Annotated in this window: 21 protein-coding genes; 10 read left to right on the top strand and 11 right to left on the bottom strand. The window is 70.8% G+C overall.

The features are described 5' to 3' along the window. Positions 1–90 precede the first annotated feature (90 nt). Positions 91–297 (bottom strand): hypothetical protein, encoded by a 207-nt coding sequence (locus tag AB0B35_RS26570; protein ID WP_361049913.1) that lies wholly within the window; start codon positions 295–297, stop codon positions 91–93. A 265-nt stretch (positions 298–562) separates the two neighbouring features. After that, on the bottom strand, positions 563–1,921 hold the full coding sequence (gene pafA, locus AB0B35_RS26565) for a Pup--protein ligase (RefSeq protein WP_360540880.1): 1,359 nt from the start codon (positions 1,919–1,921) through the stop codon (positions 563–565). 144 nt (positions 1,922–2,065) lie between these two features. Here pafA and rfbB point away from each other — a divergent pair, with 144 nt between their 5' ends. Then, the gene (gene rfbB / locus AB0B35_RS26560; protein WP_361049911.1) at positions 2,066–3,055 is read left to right on the top strand and encodes a dTDP-glucose 4,6-dehydratase; all 990 of its coding nucleotides are present in this window, start codon (positions 2,066–2,068) and stop codon (positions 3,053–3,055) included. Positions 3,056–3,231: 176 nt separating this feature from the next. On the opposite strand, the gene prcA is transcribed toward rfbB, so the two are convergent. From prcA to dop, 5 genes are all read right to left on the bottom strand, one after another. Next, the gene (gene prcA / locus AB0B35_RS26555; RefSeq protein ID WP_360540884.1) at positions 3,232–4,014 is read right to left on the bottom strand and encodes a proteasome subunit alpha; all 783 of its coding nucleotides are present in this window, start codon (positions 4,012–4,014) and stop codon (positions 3,232–3,234) included. Positions 4,015–4,056: 42 nt separating this feature from the next. After that, the gene (gene prcB, locus AB0B35_RS26550; protein WP_360540886.1) at positions 4,057–4,899 is read right to left on the bottom strand and encodes a proteasome subunit beta; all 843 of its coding nucleotides are present in this window, start codon (positions 4,897–4,899) and stop codon (positions 4,057–4,059) included. Then, positions 4,818–5,489, bottom strand: a complete 672-nt coding sequence (locus tag AB0B35_RS26545; protein WP_361049909.1) for an endonuclease VII domain-containing protein — start codon at positions 5,487–5,489, stop codon at positions 4,818–4,820. Before AB0B35_RS26545 ends, prcB begins: the two co-directional genes overlap by 82 nt. A 7-nt stretch (positions 5,490–5,496) precedes the next feature. Next, a complete protein-coding gene (locus AB0B35_RS26540) occupies positions 5,497–5,709 on the bottom strand; it encodes a ubiquitin-like protein Pup (RefSeq protein ID WP_120315588.1) in 213 nt (70 codons plus the stop codon). A 61-nt stretch (positions 5,710–5,770) separates the two neighbouring features. Beyond that, on the bottom strand, positions 5,771–7,288 hold the full coding sequence (dop, locus tag AB0B35_RS26535; RefSeq protein WP_361049906.1) for a depupylase/deamidase Dop: 1,518 nt from the start codon (positions 7,286–7,288) through the stop codon (positions 5,771–5,773). 180 nt (positions 7,289–7,468) lie between these two features. Between dop and AB0B35_RS26530 the strand changes: the two genes are divergently transcribed. Further along, a complete protein-coding gene (locus AB0B35_RS26530; RefSeq protein ID WP_361049904.1) occupies positions 7,469–8,437 on the top strand; it encodes a glycosyltransferase family 2 protein in 969 nt (322 codons plus the stop codon). 52 nt (positions 8,438–8,489) lie between these two features. Here AB0B35_RS26530 and arc read toward each other — a convergent pair whose 3' ends face one another. Then, positions 8,490–10,256, bottom strand: coding sequence for a proteasome ATPase (arc, locus tag AB0B35_RS26525; RefSeq protein ID WP_360540894.1), 1,767 nt, complete (start codon positions 10,254–10,256; stop codon positions 8,490–8,492). A 195-nt stretch (positions 10,257–10,451) separates the two neighbouring features. Here arc and AB0B35_RS26520 point away from each other — a divergent pair, with 195 nt between their 5' ends. After that, positions 10,452–10,736 (top strand): ferredoxin, encoded by a 285-nt coding sequence (locus tag AB0B35_RS26520; protein ID WP_361049902.1) that lies wholly within the window; start codon positions 10,452–10,454, stop codon positions 10,734–10,736. 124 nt (positions 10,737–10,860) lie between these two features. Here the strand turns inward: AB0B35_RS26520 and AB0B35_RS26515 are convergent, their stop codons facing one another. From AB0B35_RS26515 to AB0B35_RS26505, 3 genes are read right to left on the bottom strand one after another with little or no spacing between them, the layout of a single operon-like run. Continuing rightward, a complete protein-coding gene (locus AB0B35_RS26515) occupies positions 10,861–11,415 on the bottom strand; it encodes a hypothetical protein (RefSeq protein ID WP_360540938.1) in 555 nt (184 codons plus the stop codon). Between the two features lie 17 nt (positions 11,416–11,432). Then, positions 11,433–12,392, bottom strand: coding sequence for a tRNA (adenine-N1)-methyltransferase (locus tag AB0B35_RS26510; protein ID WP_361049900.1), 960 nt, complete (start codon positions 12,390–12,392; stop codon positions 11,433–11,435). 23 nt (positions 12,393–12,415) lie between these two features. Next, positions 12,416–13,576, bottom strand: a complete 1,161-nt coding sequence (locus AB0B35_RS26505) for a M50 family metallopeptidase (RefSeq protein WP_361049898.1) — start codon at positions 13,574–13,576, stop codon at positions 12,416–12,418. 79 nt (positions 13,577–13,655) lie between these two features. Between AB0B35_RS26505 and AB0B35_RS26500 the strand changes: the two genes are divergently transcribed. The 7 genes from AB0B35_RS26500 to AB0B35_RS26470 all read left to right on the top strand — a co-directional run bounded on the left by AB0B35_RS26500 (position 13,656) and on the right by AB0B35_RS26470 (position 23,483). Beyond that, on the top strand, positions 13,656–14,540 hold the full coding sequence (locus tag AB0B35_RS26500) for a PD-(D/E)XK nuclease family protein (RefSeq protein WP_361049896.1): 885 nt from the start codon (positions 13,656–13,658) through the stop codon (positions 14,538–14,540). 22 nt (positions 14,541–14,562) lie between these two features. After that, the gene (locus AB0B35_RS26495; RefSeq protein WP_361049894.1) at positions 14,563–15,864 is read left to right on the top strand and encodes a sensor histidine kinase; all 1,302 of its coding nucleotides are present in this window, start codon (positions 14,563–14,565) and stop codon (positions 15,862–15,864) included. A 13-nt stretch (positions 15,865–15,877) separates the two neighbouring features. After that, positions 15,878–16,549 (top strand): response regulator transcription factor, encoded by a 672-nt coding sequence (locus AB0B35_RS26490; protein ID WP_275412091.1) that lies wholly within the window; start codon positions 15,878–15,880, stop codon positions 16,547–16,549. 74 nt (positions 16,550–16,623) lie between these two features. After that, positions 16,624–17,406, top strand: a complete 783-nt coding sequence (locus AB0B35_RS26485; RefSeq protein ID WP_361049892.1) for an ABC transporter ATP-binding protein — start codon at positions 16,624–16,626, stop codon at positions 17,404–17,406. Next, positions 17,403–19,955, top strand: coding sequence for an FtsX-like permease family protein (locus AB0B35_RS26480; RefSeq protein ID WP_361049890.1), 2,553 nt, complete (start codon positions 17,403–17,405; stop codon positions 19,953–19,955). The genes AB0B35_RS26485 and AB0B35_RS26480 overlap by 4 nt, the downstream gene beginning before the upstream one ends. A 196-nt stretch (positions 19,956–20,151) precedes the next feature. Beyond that, positions 20,152–20,940 (top strand): ABC transporter ATP-binding protein, encoded by a 789-nt coding sequence (locus AB0B35_RS26475; protein WP_361049889.1) that lies wholly within the window; start codon positions 20,152–20,154, stop codon positions 20,938–20,940. Continuing rightward, on the top strand, positions 20,940–23,483 hold the full coding sequence (locus AB0B35_RS26470; RefSeq protein ID WP_361049886.1) for an FtsX-like permease family protein: 2,544 nt from the start codon (positions 20,940–20,942) through the stop codon (positions 23,481–23,483). Before AB0B35_RS26475 ends, AB0B35_RS26470 begins: the two co-directional genes overlap by 1 nt. Positions 23,484–23,492: the final 9 nt, after the last annotated feature.

Genomic DNA, 23,492 nt, shown 5'->3' with positions numbered 1-23,492 from the left:
GGCTGCACGTTCGGCGAAGCAGGCGATGCGGCGGGCAGCCGCCCAGGCCGAGCGGGTGGCCGCAGCCGGGCTCAGTGGCTGCAGCCGAACTCACTTGAAGACGATCAGCGCGATCCAGCCGGCGACGAACAGCCCGAGGAGCGCGGCCAGGACCCAGGTCGGCACGGTGTACTCGCCGCGCCGGTTGGCCGAGATCTCGTTGTAGATCTTGTCGCGGCGACGCTGGACCCAGTTGCTCCGTACCTCATCGCCGGTGCGCTCGACCGGTTCGGCCTGCCGCTCGTGGTGCTCGCTCATAGTGCAGCGAGCTTAGCCAGCCCGGCCCCGCCCCGACCACCGCCTGCCATCGCACCATCGGACCGGCCAGGGCCGGGAGCCGCCGGCCCATGATCGTTCGACTTGCCAGGCACCTGTGCGTATCTTGACGGCCTATTCGCCCACTTGCCCGGCAAGTCGAACGATCATGGTGTGTCGGCCGCCCGGGTCGAGACGGGCCCGGTTCAGACGGGGCGCAGAAAGGGCGCCTTGCCATAGAAGCGATGGCAAGGCGCCCTTTTGCCACTCACATGCTGGCGATGAGGCGTTCCACGCGCTCGTCGTGGGCCCGGAACGGGTCCTTGCACAGGACCGTGCGCTGGGCCTGGTCGTTCAGCTTCAGGTGCACCCAGTCGACCGTGAAGTCGCGGCGCTTCTCCTGGGCGTGCCGGATGAACTCGCCCCGCAACCGCGCCCTGGTCGTCTGCGGCGGCGTCTCCTTCGCCTCGAACGTGCGCAGGTCGGTCACCACCCGGTCGACCTTGCCCCGCTTCTCCAGCAGCGGATACAGCCCTCGGCCGCGGCGCAGGTCGTGGTACGCCAGATCCATCTGCGCCACCCGCGGGCTCGACAGCGGCAGATCATGCTTGCGCTGGTACGCCTCGATCACCCGCAGCTTGGTCACCCAGTCGATCTCCCGGCCCACGTCGCCGAGGTTGCCCGACTCCACCGCGTCGAGCACCCGGCCCCACAGCTCGATCACCCGCTGCGCCGACGGATCACCAGAGCGGCGCGCCACGAACTCCGTCGCCTTCTCGTGGTAGATCCGCTGGATCTCCAGCGCGCTGGCCTCCTTGCCGCTGGCCAGCCGCACCTTGCGCCGCCCGGTGATGTCGTGCGACACCTCCCGGATCGCCCGGATCGGGTTCTCCAGCGCCAGGTCCGGCATCGCCACACCCGTCTCGATCATCCGGAGGACCAGGTCCGCGCTGCCCACCTTCAGCAGCGTGGTGACCTCGTTCATGTTCGAGTCGCCGACGATCACGTGCAGCCGCCGGTAGCGCTCGGCGTCGGCGTGCGGCTCGTCGCGGGTGTTGATGATCGGCCGGGACCGGGTCGTCGCCGAGGAGACGCCCTCCCAGATGTGCTCGGCCCGCTGCGACAGGCAGTAGACCGCGCCTCGCGGCGTCTGCAGCACCTTGCCCGCCCCGCAGATCAGCTGCCGCGTCACCAGGAACGGGATCAGCACGTCCGCCAGCCGGCCGAACTCCCCGTGCCGCGACACCAGGTAGTTCTCGTGGCAGCCGTACGAGTTGCCCGCCGAGTCGGTGTTGTTCTTGAAGAGGTAGATCTCCCCCGCGATACCCTCGTCGTGCAGCCGCTTCTCGGCGTCGACGAGCAGACCCTCCAGGATCCGCTCACCCGCCCGGTCGTGCGCCACCAGATCGACCACCGAATCACACTCGGGGGTCGCGTACTCGGGGTGGGAACCGACGTCGAGGTAGAGGCGTGCGCCGTTGCGCAGGAAGACATTGCTGGACCGTCCCCATGAGACGACCCGGCGGAAGAGGTAGCGCGCCACCTCGTCGGGAGACAGCCGCCGCTGGCCCCGATAGGTGCAGGTGACGCCGTACTCGGTCTCCAGTCCGAAGATTCGTCGGTCCATACACAGACACTAGCCGCCCAAACGCCCAAGGTCACTCTCGTAGGACCTGACGCCGCCGGTGTAATCGCGACGGATCCCCGACCGCCCCCGCAACCGCAGGTCGCGCACGGCGCGCCACGGAACGTGACTTAAACTTCCGTTGTCATGAAACTTCTGGTCACCGGCGGCGCGGGCTTCATCGGCTCCCACTACGTGCGCACCCGGCTCGCCGCACCGGGCCGCCCCGCCGACCGGATCACCGTGGTCGACCGGCTCACCTACGCCGGCAACCGCGACAACCTCGCCCCCGTCGCCGCCGACCCCCGGCTCACCTTCGTCGAAGGCGACATCTGCGACCCGCACCTGGTCGACGGCCTCGTCGCCGGACACGACGCGGTGGTCCACTTCGCCGCCGAATCACACGTCGACCGCTCCATCGCCGCCGCGGCCGAGTTCGTGCGCACCAACATGCTCGGCACCCAGATCCTGCTCGACGCCGCCGTACGACACCGCGCCGGCCGCTTCGTGCACGTCTCCACCGACGAGGTCTACGGCTCCACCGACACCGGCAGCTGGACCGAACACCAGCCGCTCGCCCCGCGCTCGCCCTACGCCGCGTCGAAGGCAGGCTCCGACCTGCTCGCGCTCGCCGCGTACACCACCCACGGGCTCGACGTCGTGGTCACCCGTTCGAGCAACACCTACGGGCCCTACCAGTACCCCGAAAAGATCATCCCGCTGTTCACCACGAACCTGCTCGACGGGCTGCCCGTGCCGCTCTACGGCGACGGCTCGCACCGCCGCGAGTGGCTGCACGTCGACGATCACTGCGCGGGCGTCGACCTGGCCCTGCGCCACGGCCGCGCCGGCGAGGTCTACCACCTCGGCGGGCACGACGAACTCGCCAACAGCGACCTCACCGCGCTGCTGCTGAAGCTGACCGGCCGCGGGCCGGACCTGGTCCACCACGTGGCCGACCGCCCCGGCCACGACCACCGGTACGCCCTGAACAGCTCGAAGGCCACCGCGGAGCTCGGCTACCGGCCCGGCGTCGCGCTCACCGACGGCCTCGCCGCCACCGTCGCCTGGTACCGCGCCAACCGCGCCTGGTGGGAGCCGCTGACCGCCCGCCACCACCGGCCCGGTCCGGCCTGACTCGACCGCGCGGGCACGGCCACCGCCGCGACGCACCTGCAGCCGGCGCGCCGACCGCCGACCGCCAACCGCCAACCGCCAACCGCAACGAAAGATCGCCGTTTCCGGACCGGATGTGTGGCTGAACCACAGATCCGGTCCGGAAACGGCGATCTTCTCGCGTTCCGCGCGGCGGACTACTCCGCTGCGGGTGTGTCGGTTTCGGGGGCCGGCTTCGGGGCGTCGGCCTTGGGCGTCGCGGCCTTGGCAGGCTCCGCCTTCGCCGGGTTCACCAGTGCGGCCAGCGCGGCGCCGATCACGCGCCGGAACTTGCGGCCCGGCCGGGCCCGCTCCAGCACCGCGACCTCCAGCTGCTCGGGAGCCAGCGTACGCGCCGCGCCGCCCTCGCCCCCGACGCTGCTCAGAGCCTTGACCGCCAGCTTCAACGCCTCGCCCAGCGTGTGCGACTCGCTGTGCTCGGCACGCAGGATGTTGCCGATCGCCTCGGCCTGCCCGCCCATCGCCATGAAGCCCGGCTCGTCCTGCACCGAACCGTCATAGGTCAGCCGGTACAGCTCGTCGTGCTCCGGCGCGGACCCCACCTCGGCGACGCAGATCTCCACCTCGTACGGCTTGCCCTGCTCGCTGAAGATCGAGCCCAGGGTCTGCGCGTACGCGCTGGCCAGCGCTCGCCCGGTGACGTCCCGGCGGTCATAGGAGTAACCCCGCAGGTCGGCCATGCGCACACCGGCGTTGCGGAGGTTCTCGAACTCGTTGTAGCGGCCCACGGCCGCGAACCCGATCTTGTCGTAGATCTCGCTCACCTTGTGCAGCGTGGTGGAGAGGTTCTCCGCCACGAACAGCACACCACCGGCGTACGTCAGCACGACCACGCTGCGACCGCGGGCGATGCCCTTGCGGGCGTACTCCGAGCGGTCCCGCATGATCTGCTCGGGCGAGGCGTAGAACTGCATGGCCACGGCGTGTCTTCTCCTTATGGCGTTTCGGGAGAGCGGATGGGATCAGGCGCCCGGCTGCTGCGCCCGGGCCGCGATGACGAGCTCGGCCAGGGCCGCGGTCTCCTCGTCGGTCAGGCGCTGCGTGCCCTCGGCGGTCGCGGTCATCACCACAGGGAAGATCTTGCGGATGACGTCCGGGCCACCGGTGGCGGTGTCGTCGTCGGCCGCGTCGTAGAGGGCCTCCACCGCCAGCTGCGCAGCCTCGGCGATGCTGAGGCCGCGCTTGTAGCGCTTCTTCAGCGACGACTTCGCGAACAGCGAACCCGAGCCGATCGCGTCGTAGCCGCCGTGCTCCTCGTACAGGCCGCCGGCGATGTCGAAGCTGAAGATGCGCCCCACCTTGCCGGGCGTCTTCGCGTCGAGGTCGAACCCGGCGAACAGCGGAATCACGGCCAGGCCCTGCATGGCCGCGCCGAGGTTCTGCCGGATCATCGTGGCCAGCCGGTTGGCCTTGCCGTCGAGCGAGAGCATCGCGCCCTCGATCTTCTCGTAGTGCTGCAGCTCCACCTGGAACAGCCGCATCAGCTCGATGCCGACGCCGGCCGTGCCCGCGATGCCGATGAGCGAGTACGGATCGGCGGGGTGCACCTTCTCGATGTCGCGGCTCGCGATGAGGTTGCCCATGGTCGCGCGGCGGTCACCGGCCATCACCACACCCTCGTCGGTGCTGATCGCGACGATGGTCGTGGCGTGCGGGGCCAGGTCGGCGTTCATGCCGGCGGGCAGGGGGCGGCGGCCGGGCAGCAGCTCCGGCGCGACCTGCGTCAGGAAGTCCGTGAAAGACGACGTTCCCGGCGTGGTGAAACTAGCTGGTAGACGCCCGGGTGAACCAAGACCCGCTGACACGCTGTCTCCTTCAGATACTCGATCGCCCTGGCAAGTGACTGCTCGTTGTCTTTGAACTGTCCAAGACCGCCGTTGCAGTTGAAACACAGGATGCCACGTACGTTACCGAATTCATGGTCATGGTCAACGTGCTCGGGGTCCGGTGCGCCGCAGATGGCGCACACACCGCCCTGCCACGCGAGCAGCGCCTCGAAGTCCTCCTGCGTCAACCCGTAACGACGCCGCAGGTGGTACTCACGGTTTCCGCCGTAGAGCCTTTGCTTCGCCTCGGCGCTGCGCTTGTTGTGGCACGGCAAGCAGTAGGCATGAACGCCACTCGCTTTGGCTTTGGCTCGGGCGAAGTCACCTTTGGGCTTGACTTCGTCGCATTGGGGGCACCATTTCATGCCGTCAGGGATGGCCACGGCAGCCCTCTTCGCCGGTGCCACCCCTCGCTTGCGACGGTCTGCCTCCAGCCGACTCCGCGTGCAGGAACGGCAGTAGAAGCTCCGCCCGTCCTTGCGGCTCTTGTTGTTGTAGAAGTCAGTTAAGGGCAAGCGCCGATCGCACTGGGGGCAGTTCTTCCAGTTGTCCGGGGAAAAATCGGACATACCGGGATCACTCCCCCCCTTTCTGTACGTAACCCCTAATGAACTCCTCGGCGTTCTCCTCGAGGACGGCGTCGATCTCGTCGAGGATGTCGTCGACGTCCTCGCCGATCTTCTCGACGCGCTCGGCAACCTCGGGGTTCACCTCGGGCGCGACCGACTCGGCCTCCTGCTCGCCCTTCGAGCGGCCCGACTGTGACTGTCCACCGTCCTGCGTGGCCATCTGCGCCTCCCTGACGTCGCCTGTGGGCCTTAAACGTAGCGCGCGGGACCGACGAAAGCGATCACCCCGCGGTGATCACTTCCAGAAGATCCTTTGCGCTGGGGCAACGGTCGAAGAGCGCGCCGACGTGTTTCTTCGTGCCGCGCTCGGGCTCCATCATCGGCACCCTGACCAGGGCCTCCCGGCCCACGTCGAAGATGACCGAGTCCCAGCTCGCGGCGACCACTTCGGACGCGTACTTGCCCAGGCACCGGCCGCGGAAGTACGCCCGCGTGTCGTCCGGCGGGTCGGTCATCGCGGCGCGGGTCGACTCCGGGTCGAGCAGCGTCTTCATCGCGCCGCGGGCGACCAGGCGGTGGTAGAGGCCCTTCTCCGGGCGCACGTCGCTGTACTGCAGGTCGACGAGCTGGAGCTTGGACGACGCCCAGCCCAGGTTCTCCCGCTCGCGGTAGCCCTCCAGCAGGCGCAGCTTGGCCACCCAGTCCAGCTCGTCGGCGAGCTGCATCGGGTCGTCGCCGAGCCGGGTCAGCACGCTCTCCCAGCGGTCGAGCACGTCGCGGGTCTGCTCGTCGGTGTCGGCGCCGGTGCGCGACTCGACGAAGGCGTGTGCCCGCTCGTAGAACGCCCACTGCAGGTCGAGCGCGGTGAGCCGGCGGCCGTCGCGCAGGCGCATGGTGTGCTTGAGGGTCGGGTCGTGGCTGACCGCGCGCAGCTCGGCGACGGGGTCGGCGATGCCGAGGTCGGCGGTGAGCGCCTTCTCCTCGATCATGGTGAGGATCAGCGCGGTGGTGCCGACCTTGAGGTAGGTCGAGATCTCGGACAGGTTCGCGTCACCGATGATCACGTGCAGGCGGCGGTACTTGTCCGCGTCGGCGTGCGGCTCGTCGCGGGTGTTGATGATGGGCCGCTTGAGCGTGGTCTCCAGGCCGACCTCGACCTCGAAGAAGTCGGCGCGCTGGGTGATCTGGAAGCCGGCCTGGCTGCCGTCCTGGCCGATGCCGACCCGTCCGGCGCCGCAGAAGATCTGCCGCGTCACGAAGAACGGGGTGAGGTACGTGACGATGTCCGCGAACGGGGTCTGCCGGCGCATGAGGTAGTTCTCGTGCGCGCCGTACGAGGCGCCCTTGTTGTCGGTGTTGTTCTTGTAGAGGTGGATCGGGTGGCTGCCCGGGATCGTCGCGGCGCGGCGCGCGCCCTCGGCCATCACCTGCTCGCCGGCCTTGTCCCAGCGCACCACGTCCAGCGGGTTGGTCACCTCGGGGGTGGAGTACTCCGGGTGGGCGTGATCGACGTAGAGCCGGGCCCCGTTGGTCAGGATGACGTTGGCCAGGCCGAGGTCCTCGTCGGCGAGCGCCTCCGCCGGGTCGTACGCCGCGCCGGTGTAGCTGAAGCCCCGCGCGTCGCGCAGCGGGGACTCCTCCTCGTAGTCCCAGCGGGCACGTCCGCCGCGGGCCAGCTCGGGGCGGGCCCCGTAGGCGTTCACGACCTGGGAGGAGGTCACCATCGGGTTGGCCCCGGGCTGTCCCGGCACGGAGATCCCGTACTCGACCTCGGTACCCATGATCCGCCGCACGCTCATGCAACGAAGCCTCTCACACCGTGGCCGGTGAGACGAGGAGAGCATCCGTGTTCGGGCCAGCCTGGGAGGTTCAGCGCCTTTCGTACGCCCCCATGCCGGTGCCGTGAAAGGCGTGGATCGGCGGACGGGGATACCATCCCCGTTCTGGACCTGGCACTGCTCGATGAAGGATCCCGCGAGATGACCATGCCCGCACTGTCCGTCGTGATCCCCATGTACAACGAGCAGGAGGTGCTGCCCCTGCTCATCGGGCGGCTGCGGCCGCTGCTGGACGGCGCGGGGCTCGACTACGAGGTGGTGGCGGTCGACGACGGCAGCGCGGACGCGACCGCGCCGATGCTGCTGCTGGCCTGCCGGGAGTGGGCGCAGCTGCGGGTGGTCCGGCTGCGGCGCAACAGCGGCCACCAGGCGGCGCTGACGGCGGGGCTGCACCGGGCCAGGGGTGAGTACGTGGCGAGCATCGACGCGGACCTGCAGGACCCGCCGGAGAAGATCCTGGAGATGCTGGCGCTGGCGCGGGCCGAGTCGCTGGACATCGTGTACGGCGTGCGCGACGACCGGACCGCGGACACGCCCTTCAAGCGGCACACGGCGCAGGTCTACTACCGGTTGATGCGCCGGCTGGTCGGCAAGAAGGTGCCGCACAACGCGGGCGACTTCCGCCTGCTGAGCCGGGCCGCGGTGGAGGCGCTGCGGGCGATGCCGGAGCGCCAGCCGGTGTACCGGCTGCTGGTGCCGTGGCTGGGTTTCCCGAGCGGCGAGGTGGCCTACCGGCGGGAGGTGCGGGCGGCGGGCAGCACGAAGTATCCGCTGAGCAAGATGGTCCGGCTGGCGGTCGACAGCGTGACGGACTTCTCGGCCGCGCCGCTGCGCCTGGCGACCTGGTCGGGGCTGGCGAGTTTCCTGCTGTGCTTCGTGCTCGGCTGCTACAGCCTGGCGCGGTTCGTGGTCGGCGCGACCGTCAGCGGCTGGACGTCGCTGTTCACGGCGATCCTGTTCCTGGGCGGGGTGCAGCTGCTGTGCCTGGGCCTGCTGGGCGAGTACCTGGGCCGGGTGTTCGTGGAGGTCAAGGGCCGCCCGACGTACATCGTGGGCTACGACTCGGCGGAGGCGGCCGAGCAGGCCGCCGTCGGCGTCCGCGTCCGCTGACGGAGACGGCGCCCGCCCCCTGGTGGGGACGGGCGCCGTCTCGTAGTGCCTGTTACAGGTACTGACCGGTGTTGCTGGCGGTCTCGATGGACCGGCCCGACTCGGTGCCCTTGCCTCCGGAGACCAGGGTGCGGATGTAAACGATCCGCTCGCCCTTCTTGCCGGAGATTCGTGCCCAGTCGTCGGGGTTGGTGGTGTTCGGCAGGTCCTCGTTCTCGCGGAACTCGTCCAGGCAGGCGTCCAGCAGGTGCTGCAGGCGCAGGCCCTTCTTGCCGGAGGACAGGAACTCCTTGATCGCCATCTTCTTGCCGCGGTCCACGATGTTCTGGATCATCGCGCCGGAGTTGAAGTCCTTGAAGTACAGGACCTCCTTGTCACCGTTGGCGTAGGTGACCTCCAGGAAGCGGTTCTCCTCGGTCTCCGAGTACATCCGCAGCACCACCGAATTGATCATCGCGTGCACGCACGCGTCGGCGTTGCCACCGTGCTCGGCCAGGTCGTCCGGGGACAGCGGCAGGCCGGTCAGGATGTACTTGCTGAAGATGTCCTTGGCCGCTTCGGCGTCCGGACGCTCGATCTTGATTTTGACGTCGAGCCGGCCCGGGCGCAGGATCGCCGGGTCGATCATGTCCTCGCGGTTCGAGGCGCCGATGATGATGACGTTCTCCAGGCCCTCGACACCGTCGATCTCGCTGAGCAGCTGGGGAACGATGGTGTTCTCCACGTCGGAGGAGACACCGGAGCCGCGGGTACGGAAGATCGAGTCCATCTCGTCGAAGAACACGATCACCGGGGTGCCTTCCGAGGCCTTCTCCCGGGCCCGCTGGAAGATCAGCCGGATGTGCCGCTCGGTCTCGCCGACGTACTTGTTGAGCAGCTCCGGACCCTTGATGTTGAGGAAGTAGCTGGTCTTCTTCTCCTCGCCGCGCCGCTCGGCGATCTTCTTGGCCAGCGAGTTCGCGACCGCCTTGGCGATCAGCGTCTTGCCGCAGCCGGGAGGACCGTAGAGCAGCACGCCCTTCGGCGGGCGCAGCTGGTGCTCGCGGAACAGGTCCGCGTGCAGGAACGGCAGCTCCACCGCGTCGCGGATCTGCTCGATCTGGGACACCAGGCCGCCGATGTCGTGGTAGTCGACGTCGGGCACCTCCTCCAGGACGAGGTCCTCGACCTCGCTCTTGGGAATGCGCTCGTAGGCGTACGCGGACCGGGGCTCGATCATGAGGGAGTCGCCGGACCGGAGCAGTCCGCCGATCAGCCCCTCCGCGAGGAAAACGATCCGCTCCTCGTCGGCGTGCGAGACCACCAGTGCGCGGTCGCCGCCGTCGAGGATCTCCTTGAGGGTGACCACCTCGCCGGCCCGCTCGAAACCGAGCGCGTCGACGATGTTGAGGGCGTCGTTGAGCAGCACCTCCTGCCCCCGCTGCAGCGCGTCGACGTCAAGCGACGGCGACACTGCCACCCTCAGCTTGCGCCCGCCCGTGAAGACGTCCACCGTGCCGTCCTCGTGCCGCGCGAGGAAGACGCCGTACCCGCTGGGCGGTTGCGCCAGCCGGTCGATCTCCTCCTTGAGCGTCACGATCTGGGCGCGCGCCTCCTTGAGCGTGGCCACCAACCGCTCGTTGTTCTCCGTGAGCCGCGACAGCTGCGCCTGGGTAGCGGCGAGCCGCTCCTCCAGCTGCCTCACGTGCCGCGGGCTCTCGCTCAACTTGCGCCGCAACAGGGCGAGCTCCTCTTGCAGGAACGCGACCTGAGTGGAGAGATCGTTGGCTTCCTTCTCCCACCGCGCGGCGCGCGCATCCGCGTCGTCGCTCTTTGCCACGTCCCACCTCCCCGGGGGTGTCCTCCCGTCGGTCCCACCTCGTTCGGGCCGACGTTTAGGGTGCTCCTAACACTAGCGGCTGATCGCCTCAGTTGAACCCTCCCGACACCCCCGTACCCGGAACTGGATCGAGAATCTGCCCTGTCGGCCGACCTCCCCCGGCTCCGTGTGGAGCGGGGCGCTAGGGTCGGACACGTGAGTGAGCTGAGGGTGCGAGTGGATCAGGACCTCTGCACGGGCGACGGCCTGTGCGTGCAGTACGCCCCCGAGGTGTTCGAGTTCGACGTCGACGGCCTCGCGTACGTCAAGGGCGACGACGGGGAACTGCTGATGGCCCCGGGTGCGACCGTCGAGATCCCGGCGCACCTGCGCCTGGAGGTCATCGATGCCGCCCAGGAGTGCCCGGGTGAGTGCATCCACATCCAGCGCACCCACGACGGAGAACCCCTGTCCGAGGAAGAACGCGCCGCGCTGCGCTGACCTTCCCCGCGTCCCACCATCCGGACACTCGGGGCCCCGCCGGGGCCTTGATCGCCGTTTCAGGTCGAAACATGCGGTCTGACCGCACACCCTGACCCGAAACAGCGATCTTTGCGGCCTGCAGTCAGAGCATGGGGCGGCCGGCCAGGGAGGCGACCAGCTGGGCGAACTCCTCCAGGCGCGCGATCTGCCCGGAGCCGCCGTCCTCCAGGGTCTTGCCGAAGCGCAGCGCGTCCTGGCGCACCACGTGCTGCGGATCGTCCAGCGGGTGGCCGTTGCTGGACTCGTCCAGCGAGCTGAGCAGCAGGTATACGTCGACGCTGTCGACGCGCAGGTGGTTGCCGGCGGTGCGGCTGAGCCGGCGGCGGCAGCCCACCTCGGTGATCACCGACAGCGGCACCACCCGCAGCGACGAGACCATCGAGCCCGCGGGGCCGTCCCCGGGGGCGGTGTCCTCGCCGTGCCACAGCAGCAGGCGGGAGCCGTCGCAGACGACGACCTCCTGCCACACGCCGTTGAACTCGTTGACGAAACGCTCCAGCGTGAACCCGAGCACCTGGGTGCCGCGCAGGACGCCCTCCAGGGCGTCCAGCGCGACCTCCGGATCACGCAGGTAGGCCCGGGCGGCGCTGTCCAGGTCCGGATACGGCGACCAGTCGGGGAACACGGCCGGGGGCACGTTCACGGGTGTCTCTCCTACTCCCAGACCTCGTCGGCGACGGCTCCGGCGTCGGGCGTCTCGGCGGGTGCGGCGGCCTTCTTGCGCAGGTCGTACGCCTCGCGGCCCTTGCTCGGCTTGCGGCGGCGCGGCGGCGCGGTGACGCCCGGGGCCAGCTTGCGGGCGCGCACCAGGAACGCGGTGTGCGCGATCATGCGGTGGTCCGGGCGCACGGCCAGGCCGTCGGCGTGCCAGTCGCGCACCAGCGACTCCCAGGCCAGCGGCTCGGTGAAGCCGCGCTCGCGCAGCGCCTCCACCAGCTCGGACAGCTGCGGCGTGGTGGCCACGTAGCCGATGAACACGCCACCGGGCAGCAGGGCGCGCTCGACCATGTCGAGGGCCTCCCACGGGGTCAGCATGTCCAGGATGATCCGGTCGAACCCGGTCTCGGTGTTGTCGGCGACGTCGCCGACGTGCAGGTGCCAGGACGGCTGCGCCGGGTCGGCGGGCTTGCCGTCGGCGGCCCAGGTGCTGCCGAACCAGTTCTGCACGTTCTTGCGGGCCACGGCCGCGAAGTCGTCACGCAGCTCGTACGACCACAGCTGCCCCTCGGGCCCCACGGCCCGCAGCAGCGAGCAGCTCAGCGCGCCCGAGCCGACGCCCGCCTCCAGCACCTTCGCCCCGGGGAAGATGTCGCCCATGGCCACGATCTGCGCCGCGTCCTTGGGGTAGATCACCTGCGCGCCGCGCGGCATGGACAGCACGTAGTCGGCCAGCAGCGGGCGCAGCGCCAGGTAGGCGGTGTTGCCGGAGGAGTGCACCACGCTGCCGTCGGGCAGGCCGATCAGGTCGTCGTGGGCGAGGATGCCGCGGTGGGTGTGGAACGCCTTGCCGGGCTCCAGCACGATGGTGTGCATCCGGTTCTTCGGGTCGGTGAGCTGCACCCGGTCGCCGGCGACGAAGTCGCCGCGCGGCGCACGTGGCGTCGGTTCGGTCATGATCGGTCGGGTTCCTGTCTCAGTCAGCTTGCGGCCTTGAGCGCCGCGGGGTCGAGCACCTGCACCACGTCCATGACGGTGAGCACGCCCACGACATTCTCCCCGTCCACCACGAGGTAAGGAGTGGCCGGGTCCCCCCGGAGGAGCTTGATCACGTCAGCGCCTCGGGCGGCCGACGGGATGGTGGCCACCGCGTCGATGCCGCGGGCCAGCGTCTCCACGGTCACCCAGGGCCGGCGCTGCTCCGGCACGGCCGCGGCCGCCTCGGGCACCACCAGGGCGATGAGCCGCCCGTCCGGGTCGGCCACGCCCAGCACCGAGGCCGTCTGCCCGGCCTCGGCCGCGCGCCGGGTCGCCTCGGCCAGCGAGGTGCCGGTCGGCACCGTGAACAGCGGCCGGGCCAGGCGCACCGGGTCGACCAGCGGGTAGCGCGAACGCACCCGCGCGGTCATCACCGCGCCGGCCGCGCCCTGCCAGATGCTGAACGCGACGAACAGGCCGAACACCACCCCGACGAGCTGGTACCAGCCGGTGTAGTACAGCCACAGCGAGATCAGCGCGGTCGCCACCGCGACGACCCGGCCCGACCAGCCCGCGAACAGCAGCCCCGCGTCCTTGTCGCCCTTGATGCCCCAGACGACGGCGCGCAGCGCCCGGCCGCCGTCCAGCGGCCAGCCGGGCAGCGCGTTGTAGATCGCCACGATGATGTTGCACAGGGCGAGCTGGAAGGCGATCTGGTCGACGATGGTGCCGTTGGGCAGCAGCACCGTGGCGATCACCGAGCCGACGCCGAGCAGCGCGGACACGCCGGGGCCGGCCAGCGCGGTGGCCAGCTCGACGCCGGGGCGCGGCGAGTCGTGGTCGAACTCGGTGTAGCCGCCGAGCAGGTCCAGCGTGATGCCCTTCACGCCGATGCCGTAGTGGCGGGCGGTGAGCGCGTGGCCGAGTTCGTGTAACAACACCGACAGCAGCAGGCACGCGACGAAGCCGAGCCCGGCCAGGTAGCGCGCGGCGCCGTCGAGGTGGAGGGTGTCGCCGAGGCGGTCGCCGTACCACCAGGTGATCAGCAGCGACATGACCACCCACGAGGCGCTCAGACGCAGCGGAAACCCGAGGATGCGGCCGACCTGGAAGCCGGATTTCCGCTCGCCCTGCGAAGCGGACTTTGGTGTCGAATCGCTCACGACGTCGTCTCCATCGTGACCATGCTATGTCGTGGCGGCGTGCGGGGCCCCGTCGTACCGCTCGCCTAACCTGTGGGTCATGACCGAGCAGGCAAGTGTCCCCCTCCCCTCGCTGTCGCCGTCGCGGGCGGCCGACTTCAAGACCTGTCCCCTGCTCTACCGTTTCCGCAGCATCGACCGCATCCCCGAGCAGCCGACCCCGGAGCAGGTGCGCGGCACGCTGGTGCACGCGGTGCTGGAGAAGCTGTTCGACTCCCCCGCCGCGGAGCGCACCCGTGCGGTCGCCGACGAGATGGTCACGCCCCAGTGGGAGCGGCTGGTCGCCGAGCAGCCCGAGCTGGCCACGCTGTTCGACGCGGAGGAGGCGATGAGCCGCGAGGAGTTCCTGTCCTCGGCCACCGACCTGCTCGGCGGCTACTTCGCCGTGGAGGACCCGCGGCGGCTGGAGCCGGCCGAGCGCGAGCAGCTGATCGAGGCGGTGCTGGGCGCGCAGGGCGAGCAGCAGCTGCTGATCCGCGGCTACATCGACCGGCTCGACGTGTCGCCCGACGGTGCGATCCGGGTGGTGGACTACAAGACCGGCGGCGCGCCGCGCGAGGCGTTCGAGGCGCGAGCGCTGTTCCAGCTGAAGTTCTACGCGCTGGTGCTGTGGCGCACCCGGGGCGTGGTGCCGCGGGTGCTGCGGCTGCTCTACCTCAAGGACGCCGAGGTGTGCGACTACACCCCGGACGCCGAGGAGCTGACCCGGTTCGAGAAGACGCTGTTCGCGCTCTGGAAGGCGATCGAGACCGCGACGGCCGCGCAGGACTTCCGGCCCAAGCCGAGCAAGCTGTGCGCCTGGTGCAGCCACCAGCAGCGCTGCCCGGAGTTCGGGGGTGCCTTGCCGCCGTTCCCGCAGCAGGTGACGGCGCAGACGGTGGACAGCAGGCAGGCCCGGCTGACCGCGGCCCAGCCCGAGGGGTGAGCCGACCGGGTAGCCTGCCCGCGTGCCCCTCACCCCCCTGACCCAGCGCCTGAGCTGGTGGAAGCCCGCCTGGTGGACGCCGCCGCGCGCGGACACCGCCCTGGCCGCCGGGCTGTTCGTGGTGCAGATCAGCCTGGCGTACGCCGAGCCGGGCTGGGGCATGCGGACCGGCGCGGCCACGTGGCTGTGGTGCGCGGTGACGCTGCTGCCGGTGGTGCTGCGGCGCACCCACCTGTGGCTCGGCGTCGCCGCGACGGCGGCGTTCACCGCGATCGGCCTGCTGTGGCCGGAGTCGCTGATGGGCGGGCAGGGCGTCGCGCTGTGGGTGCTGGCGTACACGGCGGCCGCGTACGAGCGGTGGTGGCGGGCCGTGCTGGCCACGCTCGTGCTGTGGCTGGTCAACGACCTGATGTGGGTGTGGGCGTACCGCAACGACGTGATCGTCGACGCCACCGGCGCGGAGATGATCTCCATGTCGGCGGGCATGGTCGTCAATCTCGTGGTGATGGTGATCACCTTCTTGATCGGACGCACCGTGCGGGCTCGCCGGGAGGCGTCGACGGCGCTGGCCGAACGGGCCCTGGCCGCCGAGAGCAGCCGGCAGGCCCACGCCGAGCAGGCCGTCGCCGAGGAGCGCCGGCGGATCGCCCGGGAGCTGCACGACGTGGTCGCCCACCACGTCAGCGTCATCGGCGTGATGTCCACCGGCGCGCGGCGCATGCTGCACCGCGACCCGGCCGCCGCCGACGAGGCCCTGGCCACCATCGAGCAGACCAGCCGCACCACCCTGCGCGAGCTGCGCCGGCTGCTGTTCGTGCTGCGCTCGGAGAGCGCTCGCGACGACGACTTCGACCGCAGTCCGCAGCCCGGCCTGTCCGCGCTGCGGGCCCTGGTGGAGCAGGTGTGCGAGGCGGGGCTGTCCACGTCGCTGCGGGTGGACGGCGAGCTGGGCGAGGTCGACCCGGGCGTGGCGCTGACGGTGTACCGGATCGCGCAGGAGGCGCTGACCAACGCGCTCAAGCACGCCGGGCCGGCCCGCGCCGAGGTGCGGCTGGCCGTCGACGGCAGGCTGCTGAGCATCGAGGTGTTCGACACCGGGCGGGGGCCGTACGCGCGTACCCTCTCCGCAGACGGGATCACCATCGGCGCGGTCACCGGCCACGGCCTGCTCGGCATGCGCGAGCGCGTCGCGGTGTACGGCGGCACCCTGCGCACCGGTCCCCGTCCGGGCGGCGGGTTCCGGGTGCACGCGCGGATCCCCCTGGAACAGGCGGGGACGGCGGGCGCGCCGGCCCCGGAGACGGAAGCGGAGGTCGCAGGGTGACGGTGGTTTCGCGGTGAAGCCGATCCGGGTGCTGCTCGCCGACGACCAGCCGCTGCTGCGCAGCGGGTTTCGCATGGTGCTGGGCGCCGAGCCCGATCTGGACATCGTCGGCGAGGCCGCCGACGGCGCGGAGGCCGTGGACCTGGCCCGGCGGCTGCTGCCCGACGTGGTGCTGATGGACGTGCGCATGCCGCGCCGCGACGGGGTGGCCGCGACCCGCGACATCACCGCGGCGAAGCTGCCCGTGCACGTGCTCATCCTGACCACGTTCGACCTGGACGACTACGTGGTCGGCGCGCTGCGCGCCGGGGCCAGCGGCTTCCTGGCCAAGGACGTGCCCGCCGACGAGCTGGTCGCCGCGATCCGCACGGTCGCCGCGGGCGAGGCCGTGGTGGCGCCGCGCATCCTGCGCCGCCTGCTGGACCGCTTCGCCGGGCTGCTGCCCGACCCGGACGCGACCGTGCCGCACTCGCTGAGCACGCTGACCGAACGCGAGCGCGAGGTGCTGGTGCACGTGGCCCGCGGACTGTCCAATGCCGAGATCGCGCGGGCGCTGACGGTGAGCGAGACCACGGTCAAGACGCACGTCGGGCACATGCTGACCAAACTGGGGCTACGGGACCGGGTGCAGGCGGTGGTGCTGGCGTACGAGACCGGGCTGGTACGACCCGGCTCTACTACCTGAGGAGGAGCCCGCCGCCCGGAATACCGTTCGCAGGTCTGAGGGAGGGGTGGGCAGGCGCTGACAGCCTGTGGGGCATGACTTCTCCGGTAACCGACAGGCCCGTCGCGGGCGCCGGCGCCGCTGCCCGCGCGACAGACCTCTGGAAGGTGTACGGCTCGGGCGAGGCGCAGGTGATCGCCCTGCGCGGCGTCAACGTGGAGCTCGAACGCGGCCGGTTCACGGCCATCATGGGCCCGTCCGGCAGTGGCAAGTCCACCCTGATGCACTGCATGGCGGGCCTGGACTCGGCCACCCGCGGGCAGCTCGCCATCGGCGACACCGCGCTGAACGGGCTGGGCGACGCGGGCCTGACCCGGCTGCGCCGGGAGAAGGTGGGCTTCATCTTCCAGCAGTTCAACCTGCTGCCGACGCTGACCGCCGAGGAGAACATCCTGCTCCCACTGGCCATCGCCGGACGCAAGCCCGACCCGCAGTGGTTCAAGACCGTCGTCGACACCGTCGGCCTGGGCGACCGGCTCGGGCACCGCCCCAACCAGCTCTCTGGCGGCCAGCAGCAGCGGGTCGCCTGTGCGCGGGCGCTCGTCGCGCAGCCGGAGGTCATCTTCGCCGACGAGCCGACCGGCAACCTCGACAGCCGGTCCGGCGCGGAGATCCTGAGCTTCCTGCGCCGCAGCGTCACCGAGCACGGTCAGACCATCGTCATGGTCACCCACGACGCGAACGCCGCGAGCTACGCCGACCGGGTCATCTTCCTGGCCGACGGGCAGATCGTCGACGAGCTGACCGAGCCGACCGCAGACGCCGTGCTCGACCGGATCAAGCGCCTCGACGTCGTGGCCACGGGGGCCACAGAATGATCAAGGCCAGCCTCCGCGGCCTGCTGCAGCGCAAACTGCGCCTGTCCCTGGCCGTCTTCGCCATCGTGCTGTCGGTGGCGTTCCTGGCCGGCAGCCTGGTGCTGTCGGACACCCTGAACGCGCGGTTCACCGCGCTGTTCAGCACCATCAACCAGAACGTGTCGGTGGTGGTGCAGCCGAAGGACCCGCAGGCGGTCGACCCGGCCCGGCTGACCGAGGCACAGCTGCGGACCCTGTCCGAGGTCGACGGCGTGAGCGCCGTCTCGCCGGACGTGAGCGCGCAGGGCGTGACCCCGTTCCGGACCACTGACGGCGAGCCGGTCAGCGCCGACGCCGCGCTCGGCTTCGGCGTGGACGGCAACGACGACCCGCTTGGCCTGATCGAGCTGCGCGAGGGCCGCTGGCCCACCGCCGAGGGCGAGATCGCGATCACCGCGCACACCGCCGAACTGGCCAAGGTCAAGCGCGGCGAGCAACTGAAGGTGTACCTGCCGGTGCTCAACGAGCCGCGCTCGTTCACCGTGGTGGGCGTGGCCGGCTACTCCGGCGGCCGCGACAGCCTCGCCGGCGAGGTCGTGGTCATGTTCCAGCAGGCGTTCGCGCAGCGCACGTTCTACGGCGAGACCGGCCGGTTCGGCGGCGCGTCGTTCGCGGCCGAGGAGGGTGTCGGCGACACCGAGCTGAAGCGGCGGATCGAGGAGAAACTGCCCGCCGGGTTCAAGGCGCTCACCGGCCAGGAGAGCAGCGAGGAGCAGTCGGCGCAGGTCGGCGTGCTGTTCGACGTGTTCAAGTACATCCTGATCGGGTTCGCGGTGGTCGCGGGCATCGTCGGCATCTTCCTGATCTTCAACACCTTCAACATCATCGTCGCGCAGCGCACCCGTGAGCTGGCGCTGCTGCGGGCGCTGGGCGCCGGGTGGAGTCAGGTCGCCGGGTCGGTGCTGCTGGAGGCGCTGGTGGTCAGCCTCGTCGGCGCGACCGTGGGCCTGGCGGCCGGCATCGGGCTGGCCGCGGCGGGCGAGGCGGCGATCACCAGCGAGGTGGAGCTGCCCAGCGCCGGGCTGGTCGTCGCGCCGCTCACGGTGATCCTGGCGTACCTGCTGGGTGTGGTGGTCACGCTGGTGGCCGCGTTCGTGCCCGCGGTACGCGCCTCGTCGGTGCCGCCGGTCGCGGCGATGCGCGACGTGGTGCGCCCGGACAAGTCGCTCAAGGCCCTGTCCATCGTCGGCGCGGCCTTCGCGCTGCCGGGAGTCGGGCTGGTGCTGCTGGGCGCGTTCGCCGATCTGGGCGGCACCGCGTTCCTGATCCTGCTGGCCGGCGCGGTGCTGGTGTTCATCGGGGCGCTGCTGCTGTCGCCGCTGCTGGCCCGCCCGATCGTGCGCGGCCTGGGCGCGCTGGTCGGCCGGGGCTCGGCCGGTGACCTCGGCGTGCGCAACGCGGCCCGCAACCCGCGCCGCACCGCCGTCACCGCCGCCGCGATCATCATCGGCGTCACCGTGATCGGCATGACCGCGACCGTCGTCCAGTCCTTCAAGACCAGCCTGGAGGACATCATGGGCGAGAACATCGGCGTGGAGGTGATGATCCAGGCGAGCGTGACCGCCGCCCCGGACGGCCGGCAGGGCTTCAACCCGAAGGCGCTGGAGCAGGTGCGCGCCATCCCCGGCGTGAAGGAGGCCGCGGCCTGGCACTTCGACGCGCTCGGGGTGAGCGTGGCGGGGCAGCCGCAGGCGTTCGGCATCTTCGCCACCGACGTCGGCCAGGCCTCGCGGATGTTCCCGTTCGACGCGACCGACGGCCAGATCCGCACCCTGGCCGCGCAGGAGCTGGTGCTCGACGACAACATCGCCGAGACGCTCAAGCTCAAGGCCGGCGACCGGACCCCGGTGGTGATCGGCGGGGTGACCCGCGACTACACCGTGGTCGGGGTGTACAAGGCCACGCCGATCATCCAGGGCATCCTGGTCGGCGAGCCCGCGGTCGCGGACTTCCCCGGGCCCCTGGCGTTCCAGGGCTTCGTGTCGCTGAACGACGGCGTCGACGCGGCCCCGGTCGTCGAGAAGATCGAGACGATCATGAAGGACTACCCGGGCGTGCAGGTCGGCGACCGGCAGTCCTACGTCGACCAGGCCACCGCCAGCTACGACTTCCTGCTGATCGCGGTGCAGATCCTGCTGCTGGTGGCGCTGGTCATCGCGCTGCTGGGCATCCTGAACACGCTGGTGCTCAGCATCGTCGAGCGCACCCGCGAGCTGGGGCTGGTCCGCGCGGTCGGGCTGAGCCGGGGCGGCCTGGTCTGGATGATCACCGTCGAGTCGGTGCTGATCACCGTGTTCGGGGTGTTCCTCGGGTTGGCCCTCGGGGTCGGTCTCGGGGCCGCGTTCACCAAGGCGCTGATGACACTGGAGTTCGCGACGGTCATCGCGATCCCGTGGCTGGAGCTGGCGCAGTACCTCCTGGCCGCGGTCGTGGCCGGGGTGCTCGCCGCGGTCATCCCGGCCCGGATGGCGGCCCGGCTCAACGTGCTGGACGCCATCTCGTACGAGTAGCCGCCCGCCCGGGTCAGGGTCGCCCCTGACCCGGGCGTGGGGCCTTCCCCGCGTGCGGAAGCGGGGGGACGCTCACCCCGCGGGCCGACGTCCGCGGCGCTTTCCCCGCTGACGATGAGTACACCGGCCGGTCGCGTGCCCCGCCTTGGCAACGCGGCCGGTCGGTCCATTCGTCGACCGGCCGAGGGAAGAACTCATGACAACAGCAGCCCCGCCCCTGATCCGCCAGCGTGTGGAGACCGCCGCCGCCCGCGCGTCCCAGGTGTGGAAGGTGTACGGCTCCGGCGAGGCCCAGGTGGTGGCCCTGCGCGGGGTGGACGTCGAGCTCGAACGCGGCCGGTTCACCGCCATCATGGGGCCGTCCGGCTCCGGCAAGTCGACCCTCATGCACTGCCTGGCCGGGCTCGACTCGGTCAGCCGCGGGCAGGTGTTCGTCGGCGACACCGAGGTCACCGGCCTGTCCGACGCCGGGCTGACCCGGCTGCGCCGCGAGAAGATCGGCTTCATCTTCCAGCAGTTCAACCTGCTGCCGACGCTGACCGCGCAGGAGAACATCCTGCTCCCGCTGGCCATCGCCGGGCGCAAGCCGGACCAGGACTGGTTCAAGACCGTCGTCGACACCGTGGGCCTGGGCGACCGGCTCGGCCACCGCCCCAACCAGCTCTCGGGCGGCCAGCAGCAGCGCGTCGCCTGCGCCCGCGCGCTCGTCTCCCGGCCCGACGTCGTCTTCGCCGACGAGCCGACCGGCAACCTGGACAGCCGCTCGGGCGCGGAGGTGCTGGGCTTCCTGCGCCGCAGCGTCACCGAGTACGGCCAGACCATCGTCATGGTCACCCACGACGCCGTCGCCGCCTCGTACGCCGACCGGGTCGTCTTCCTCGCCGACGGCCAGATCGTCGCCGAACTCACCGGGCCCACCCCGGAGCGTGTGCTGGACACGCTGAAGAGCCTGGACCGCACCGCGCAGCCGGAGACCGAACTCTGATGCTGCGCGCCACCCTGAAGAGCCTGCTCGCCCGCAAGCTGCGCCTGGTCCTGTCGGGCCTGGCGGTGCTGCTGGGCGTGATGTTCGTGTCCGGCTCGTTCGTGCTGACCGACGCGCTGGGCCGCTCGTTCGACAACATGTTCTCCTCGGCAATGGCCGAGACCGACGTGCTGGTCAGCGCCCGCCCGGCCATCGACGTGTCGGAGCTGGAAGGCGAGCCGGTACCCGGCATGCTCGCCGCCGCCGACCGCGACGCCGTGGCCGCCGTGCCGGGCGTCGCGCAGGTCGTCGGCGAGGTGCAGGCCGACGGCGCCCGCGTGATCGGCGCGGACGGCAAGGTCGTCGCCTCGTTCGGCCCGCCGCGCTTCGGCGCGAACTGGACCGGCGAGACCGGCGGCCTGGAGCTGCGCGAGGGGCGCGGCCCGGCGGCCGCCGACGAGATCGCGATCAACGTGACGCTGGCCGAGCTGAGCAAGCTCAAGGTCGGTGACCGGGTCGGTGTGCTCACCACGAAGCCCAAGCAGCTGTTCACGCTGGTCGGCGTGTTCGGCTACGAGGGCGGGCTGCCCGGCCGCGGGCCGGTGCACGAGATCCGGTTCACCGAGCCGGTGGCGCAGGAGCTGATGCTTGGCATGCCGGGCGCGTACACCAGCCTGAGCGTGACCGCCGCACCCGGCACCGACCCGGCGGCCCTGCGCGACGCGATCAAGTCGCGGCTCGGCGAGCAGTACGTGGTGCAGACCGGCCAGGAGGCCGCGGCGGCCATCGCGGGCGGCTTCAAGACGGTTCTGGACCTGTTCAACAACATCTTGCTCGGCTTCGCCGGAGTGGCGCTGTTCGTCGGCACCTTCCTCATCCTCAACACCTTCTCGATCATCGTGGCGCAGCGGACGAAGGAACTGGCGCTCAGCCGGGCGCTGGGCGCGAGCCGCCGCCAGGTCATCGGCTCGGTCATGGTCGAGGCGCTGACCATCGGGCTGCTCGCCTCGGTGCTCGGCCTGGCCGCGGGCGTCGGCGTCGGCGCGCTGCTGGCCAAGCTCGCCGCCGACTTCAGCAGCATCGTGCTCGCCTCCATCGGCGTGCCGATCGCCGCGGTGATCAGCGCGTTCGCGGTCGGCATCGGCGTGACGGTGATCGCCGCGCTGCTGCCCGCCGTACGCGCGTCCCGGGTGCCCCCGGTCGCCGCCCTGCAGGAGGTCGCCACCCCGGACCGCCCGCTGACCAAGCTGACCGTCAGCGGTGCCGTGATCGGCGCGCTGGGCGCGGGTGCGATCGCGTTCGGACTCGCCACCAGCGGCGACGCGGTGATGTGGCTGGTGCTCGGCGGGGTGCTCGCCACCTTCATCGGGGTGTCGCTGCTGAGCCCGGTGCTGGCCCGCCCGGTGGTGTCCGTGCTCGGCCGGCTGTTCTCCTGGTCGGTGCCGGGGCGGCTCGGCCGGCTCAACTCCGGGCGCAACCCGCGCCGCACCGCCATCACCGCGGCCGCGCTGATGGTCGGCGTCGCCCTGATCACGGGCGTGAACACCACGATCACCTCGGCCGACCGCAGCCTGCGCGGTGACGCCGAGACGGGCTTCCAGGCCGACCTGATCATCTCGGGTCAGGAGTCGCCCGGCATGCTGCCGACGTTCGACGAGGCGCTGCTGCCCCGGATGCGGGCGGTGCCCGGCATCGCCACGGTCACCGCCGAGTACAACGACCAGGCACTGATCAACGAGGAGCCGAGCGGGGCGTCCGCGGTGACCGACCTGCCGGCCGTCGTCCGGGACCTGTCCCTGGTCACCGTGGCGGGCTCGCTGGCCCAGCCGGGGCCGGGCGAGGTGGTCGTCGACGACCAGAACGCGGCCCAGGCCGGGTTGACCGTCGGCAGCACGGTCACCGTCAAACTGCCCAAGGGCTCGCCGATGTCGTACCGGATCACCGGCGTCTACCAGCGGGCGCCGTTCTACGGCGGATTCATCTTCGGCACCGACCTGGTGCCGGGGATGCGCTTCCCGCAGCCGTCGTTCGCGTACGTCCGGCTCACCGACGGCGCGGACGCCGCCGCGGCCCGCCAGGGCCTGGAGGCGCTGCTCGTCGACAGCCCCGAGATGCTGGTCGAGGACGAGCAGCAGTACCTGGACCGGGAACTGGGCGAGGGCGCGCAGATGCTCCTCATGATCCAGATCCTGCTGGGCCTGGCCATCGTCATCGCGGTGCTCGGCGTCATCAACACCCTGGCCCTGTCGGTCCTGGAACGCACCCGCGAACTTGGCCTGCTGCGCGCCATCGGCCTCAGCCGCGCGGCCACCATGCGCATGATCACCGTCGAGGCCGTGGTGATCACCGTGTTCGGTGTGCTCCTCGGTGTCGCCGTCGGCATCGGCCTCGGCGCGGCCGTCGTCCAGGGCCTGGCCGACGAGGGCCTGAACACCCTCGCCATCCCCTGGCCCGCCATCGCCGTCTACCTCGCCGCCGGCGCGATCCTCGGCGTCCTCGCCGCCGCCCTTCCCGCCACCCGCGCCGCCCGCATCAACGTCCTCACCGCCATCGCCCACGACTGAGGAGAGGAA

This window comes from Catellatospora sp. NPDC049133 (genome assembly GCF_040648455.1).
Taxonomy (GTDB): domain Bacteria; phylum Actinomycetota; class Actinomycetes; order Mycobacteriales; family Micromonosporaceae; genus Catellatospora; species Catellatospora aurea.
The sequence above is the reverse complement of the archived record's forward strand: the minus strand, read 5'-3'. Positions and strand labels throughout refer to the sequence as shown.

Coding starts and splice junctions, on each gene's coding strand:
- AB0B35_RS26570 (WP_361049913.1), bottom strand. CDS start 297: ATGAGCGAGCACCACGAGCGGCAGGCCGAACCGGTCGAGCGCACCGGC.
- pafA (WP_360540880.1), bottom strand. CDS start 1,921: ATGGACCGACGAATCTTCGGACTGGAGACCGAGTACGGCGTCACCTGC.
- rfbB (WP_361049911.1), top strand. CDS start 2,066: ATGAAACTTCTGGTCACCGGCGGCGCGGGCTTCATCGGCTCCCACTAC.
- AB0B35_RS26545 (WP_361049909.1), bottom strand. CDS start 5,489: ATGTCCGATTTTTCCCCGGACAACTGGAAGAACTGCCCCCAGTGCGAT.
- AB0B35_RS26540 (WP_120315588.1), bottom strand. CDS start 5,709: ATGGCCACGCAGGACGGTGGACAGTCACAGTCGGGCCGCTCGAAGGGC.
- dop (WP_361049906.1), bottom strand. CDS start 7,288: ATGAGCGTGCGGCGGATCATGGGTACCGAGGTCGAGTACGGGATCTCC.
- AB0B35_RS26530 (WP_361049904.1), top strand. CDS start 7,469: ATGACCATGCCCGCACTGTCCGTCGTGATCCCCATGTACAACGAGCAG.
- AB0B35_RS26510 (WP_361049900.1), bottom strand. CDS start 12,392: ATGACCGAACCGACGCCACGTGCGCCGCGCGGCGACTTCGTCGCCGGC.
- AB0B35_RS26500 (WP_361049896.1), top strand. CDS start 13,656: ATGACCGAGCAGGCAAGTGTCCCCCTCCCCTCGCTGTCGCCGTCGCGG.
- AB0B35_RS26485 (WP_361049892.1), top strand. CDS start 16,624: ATGACTTCTCCGGTAACCGACAGGCCCGTCGCGGGCGCCGGCGCCGCT.
- AB0B35_RS26480 (WP_361049890.1), top strand. CDS start 17,403: ATGATCAAGGCCAGCCTCCGCGGCCTGCTGCAGCGCAAACTGCGCCTG.
- AB0B35_RS26475 (WP_361049889.1), top strand. CDS start 20,152: ATGACAACAGCAGCCCCGCCCCTGATCCGCCAGCGTGTGGAGACCGCC.
- AB0B35_RS26470 (WP_361049886.1), top strand. CDS start 20,940: ATGCTGCGCGCCACCCTGAAGAGCCTGCTCGCCCGCAAGCTGCGCCTG.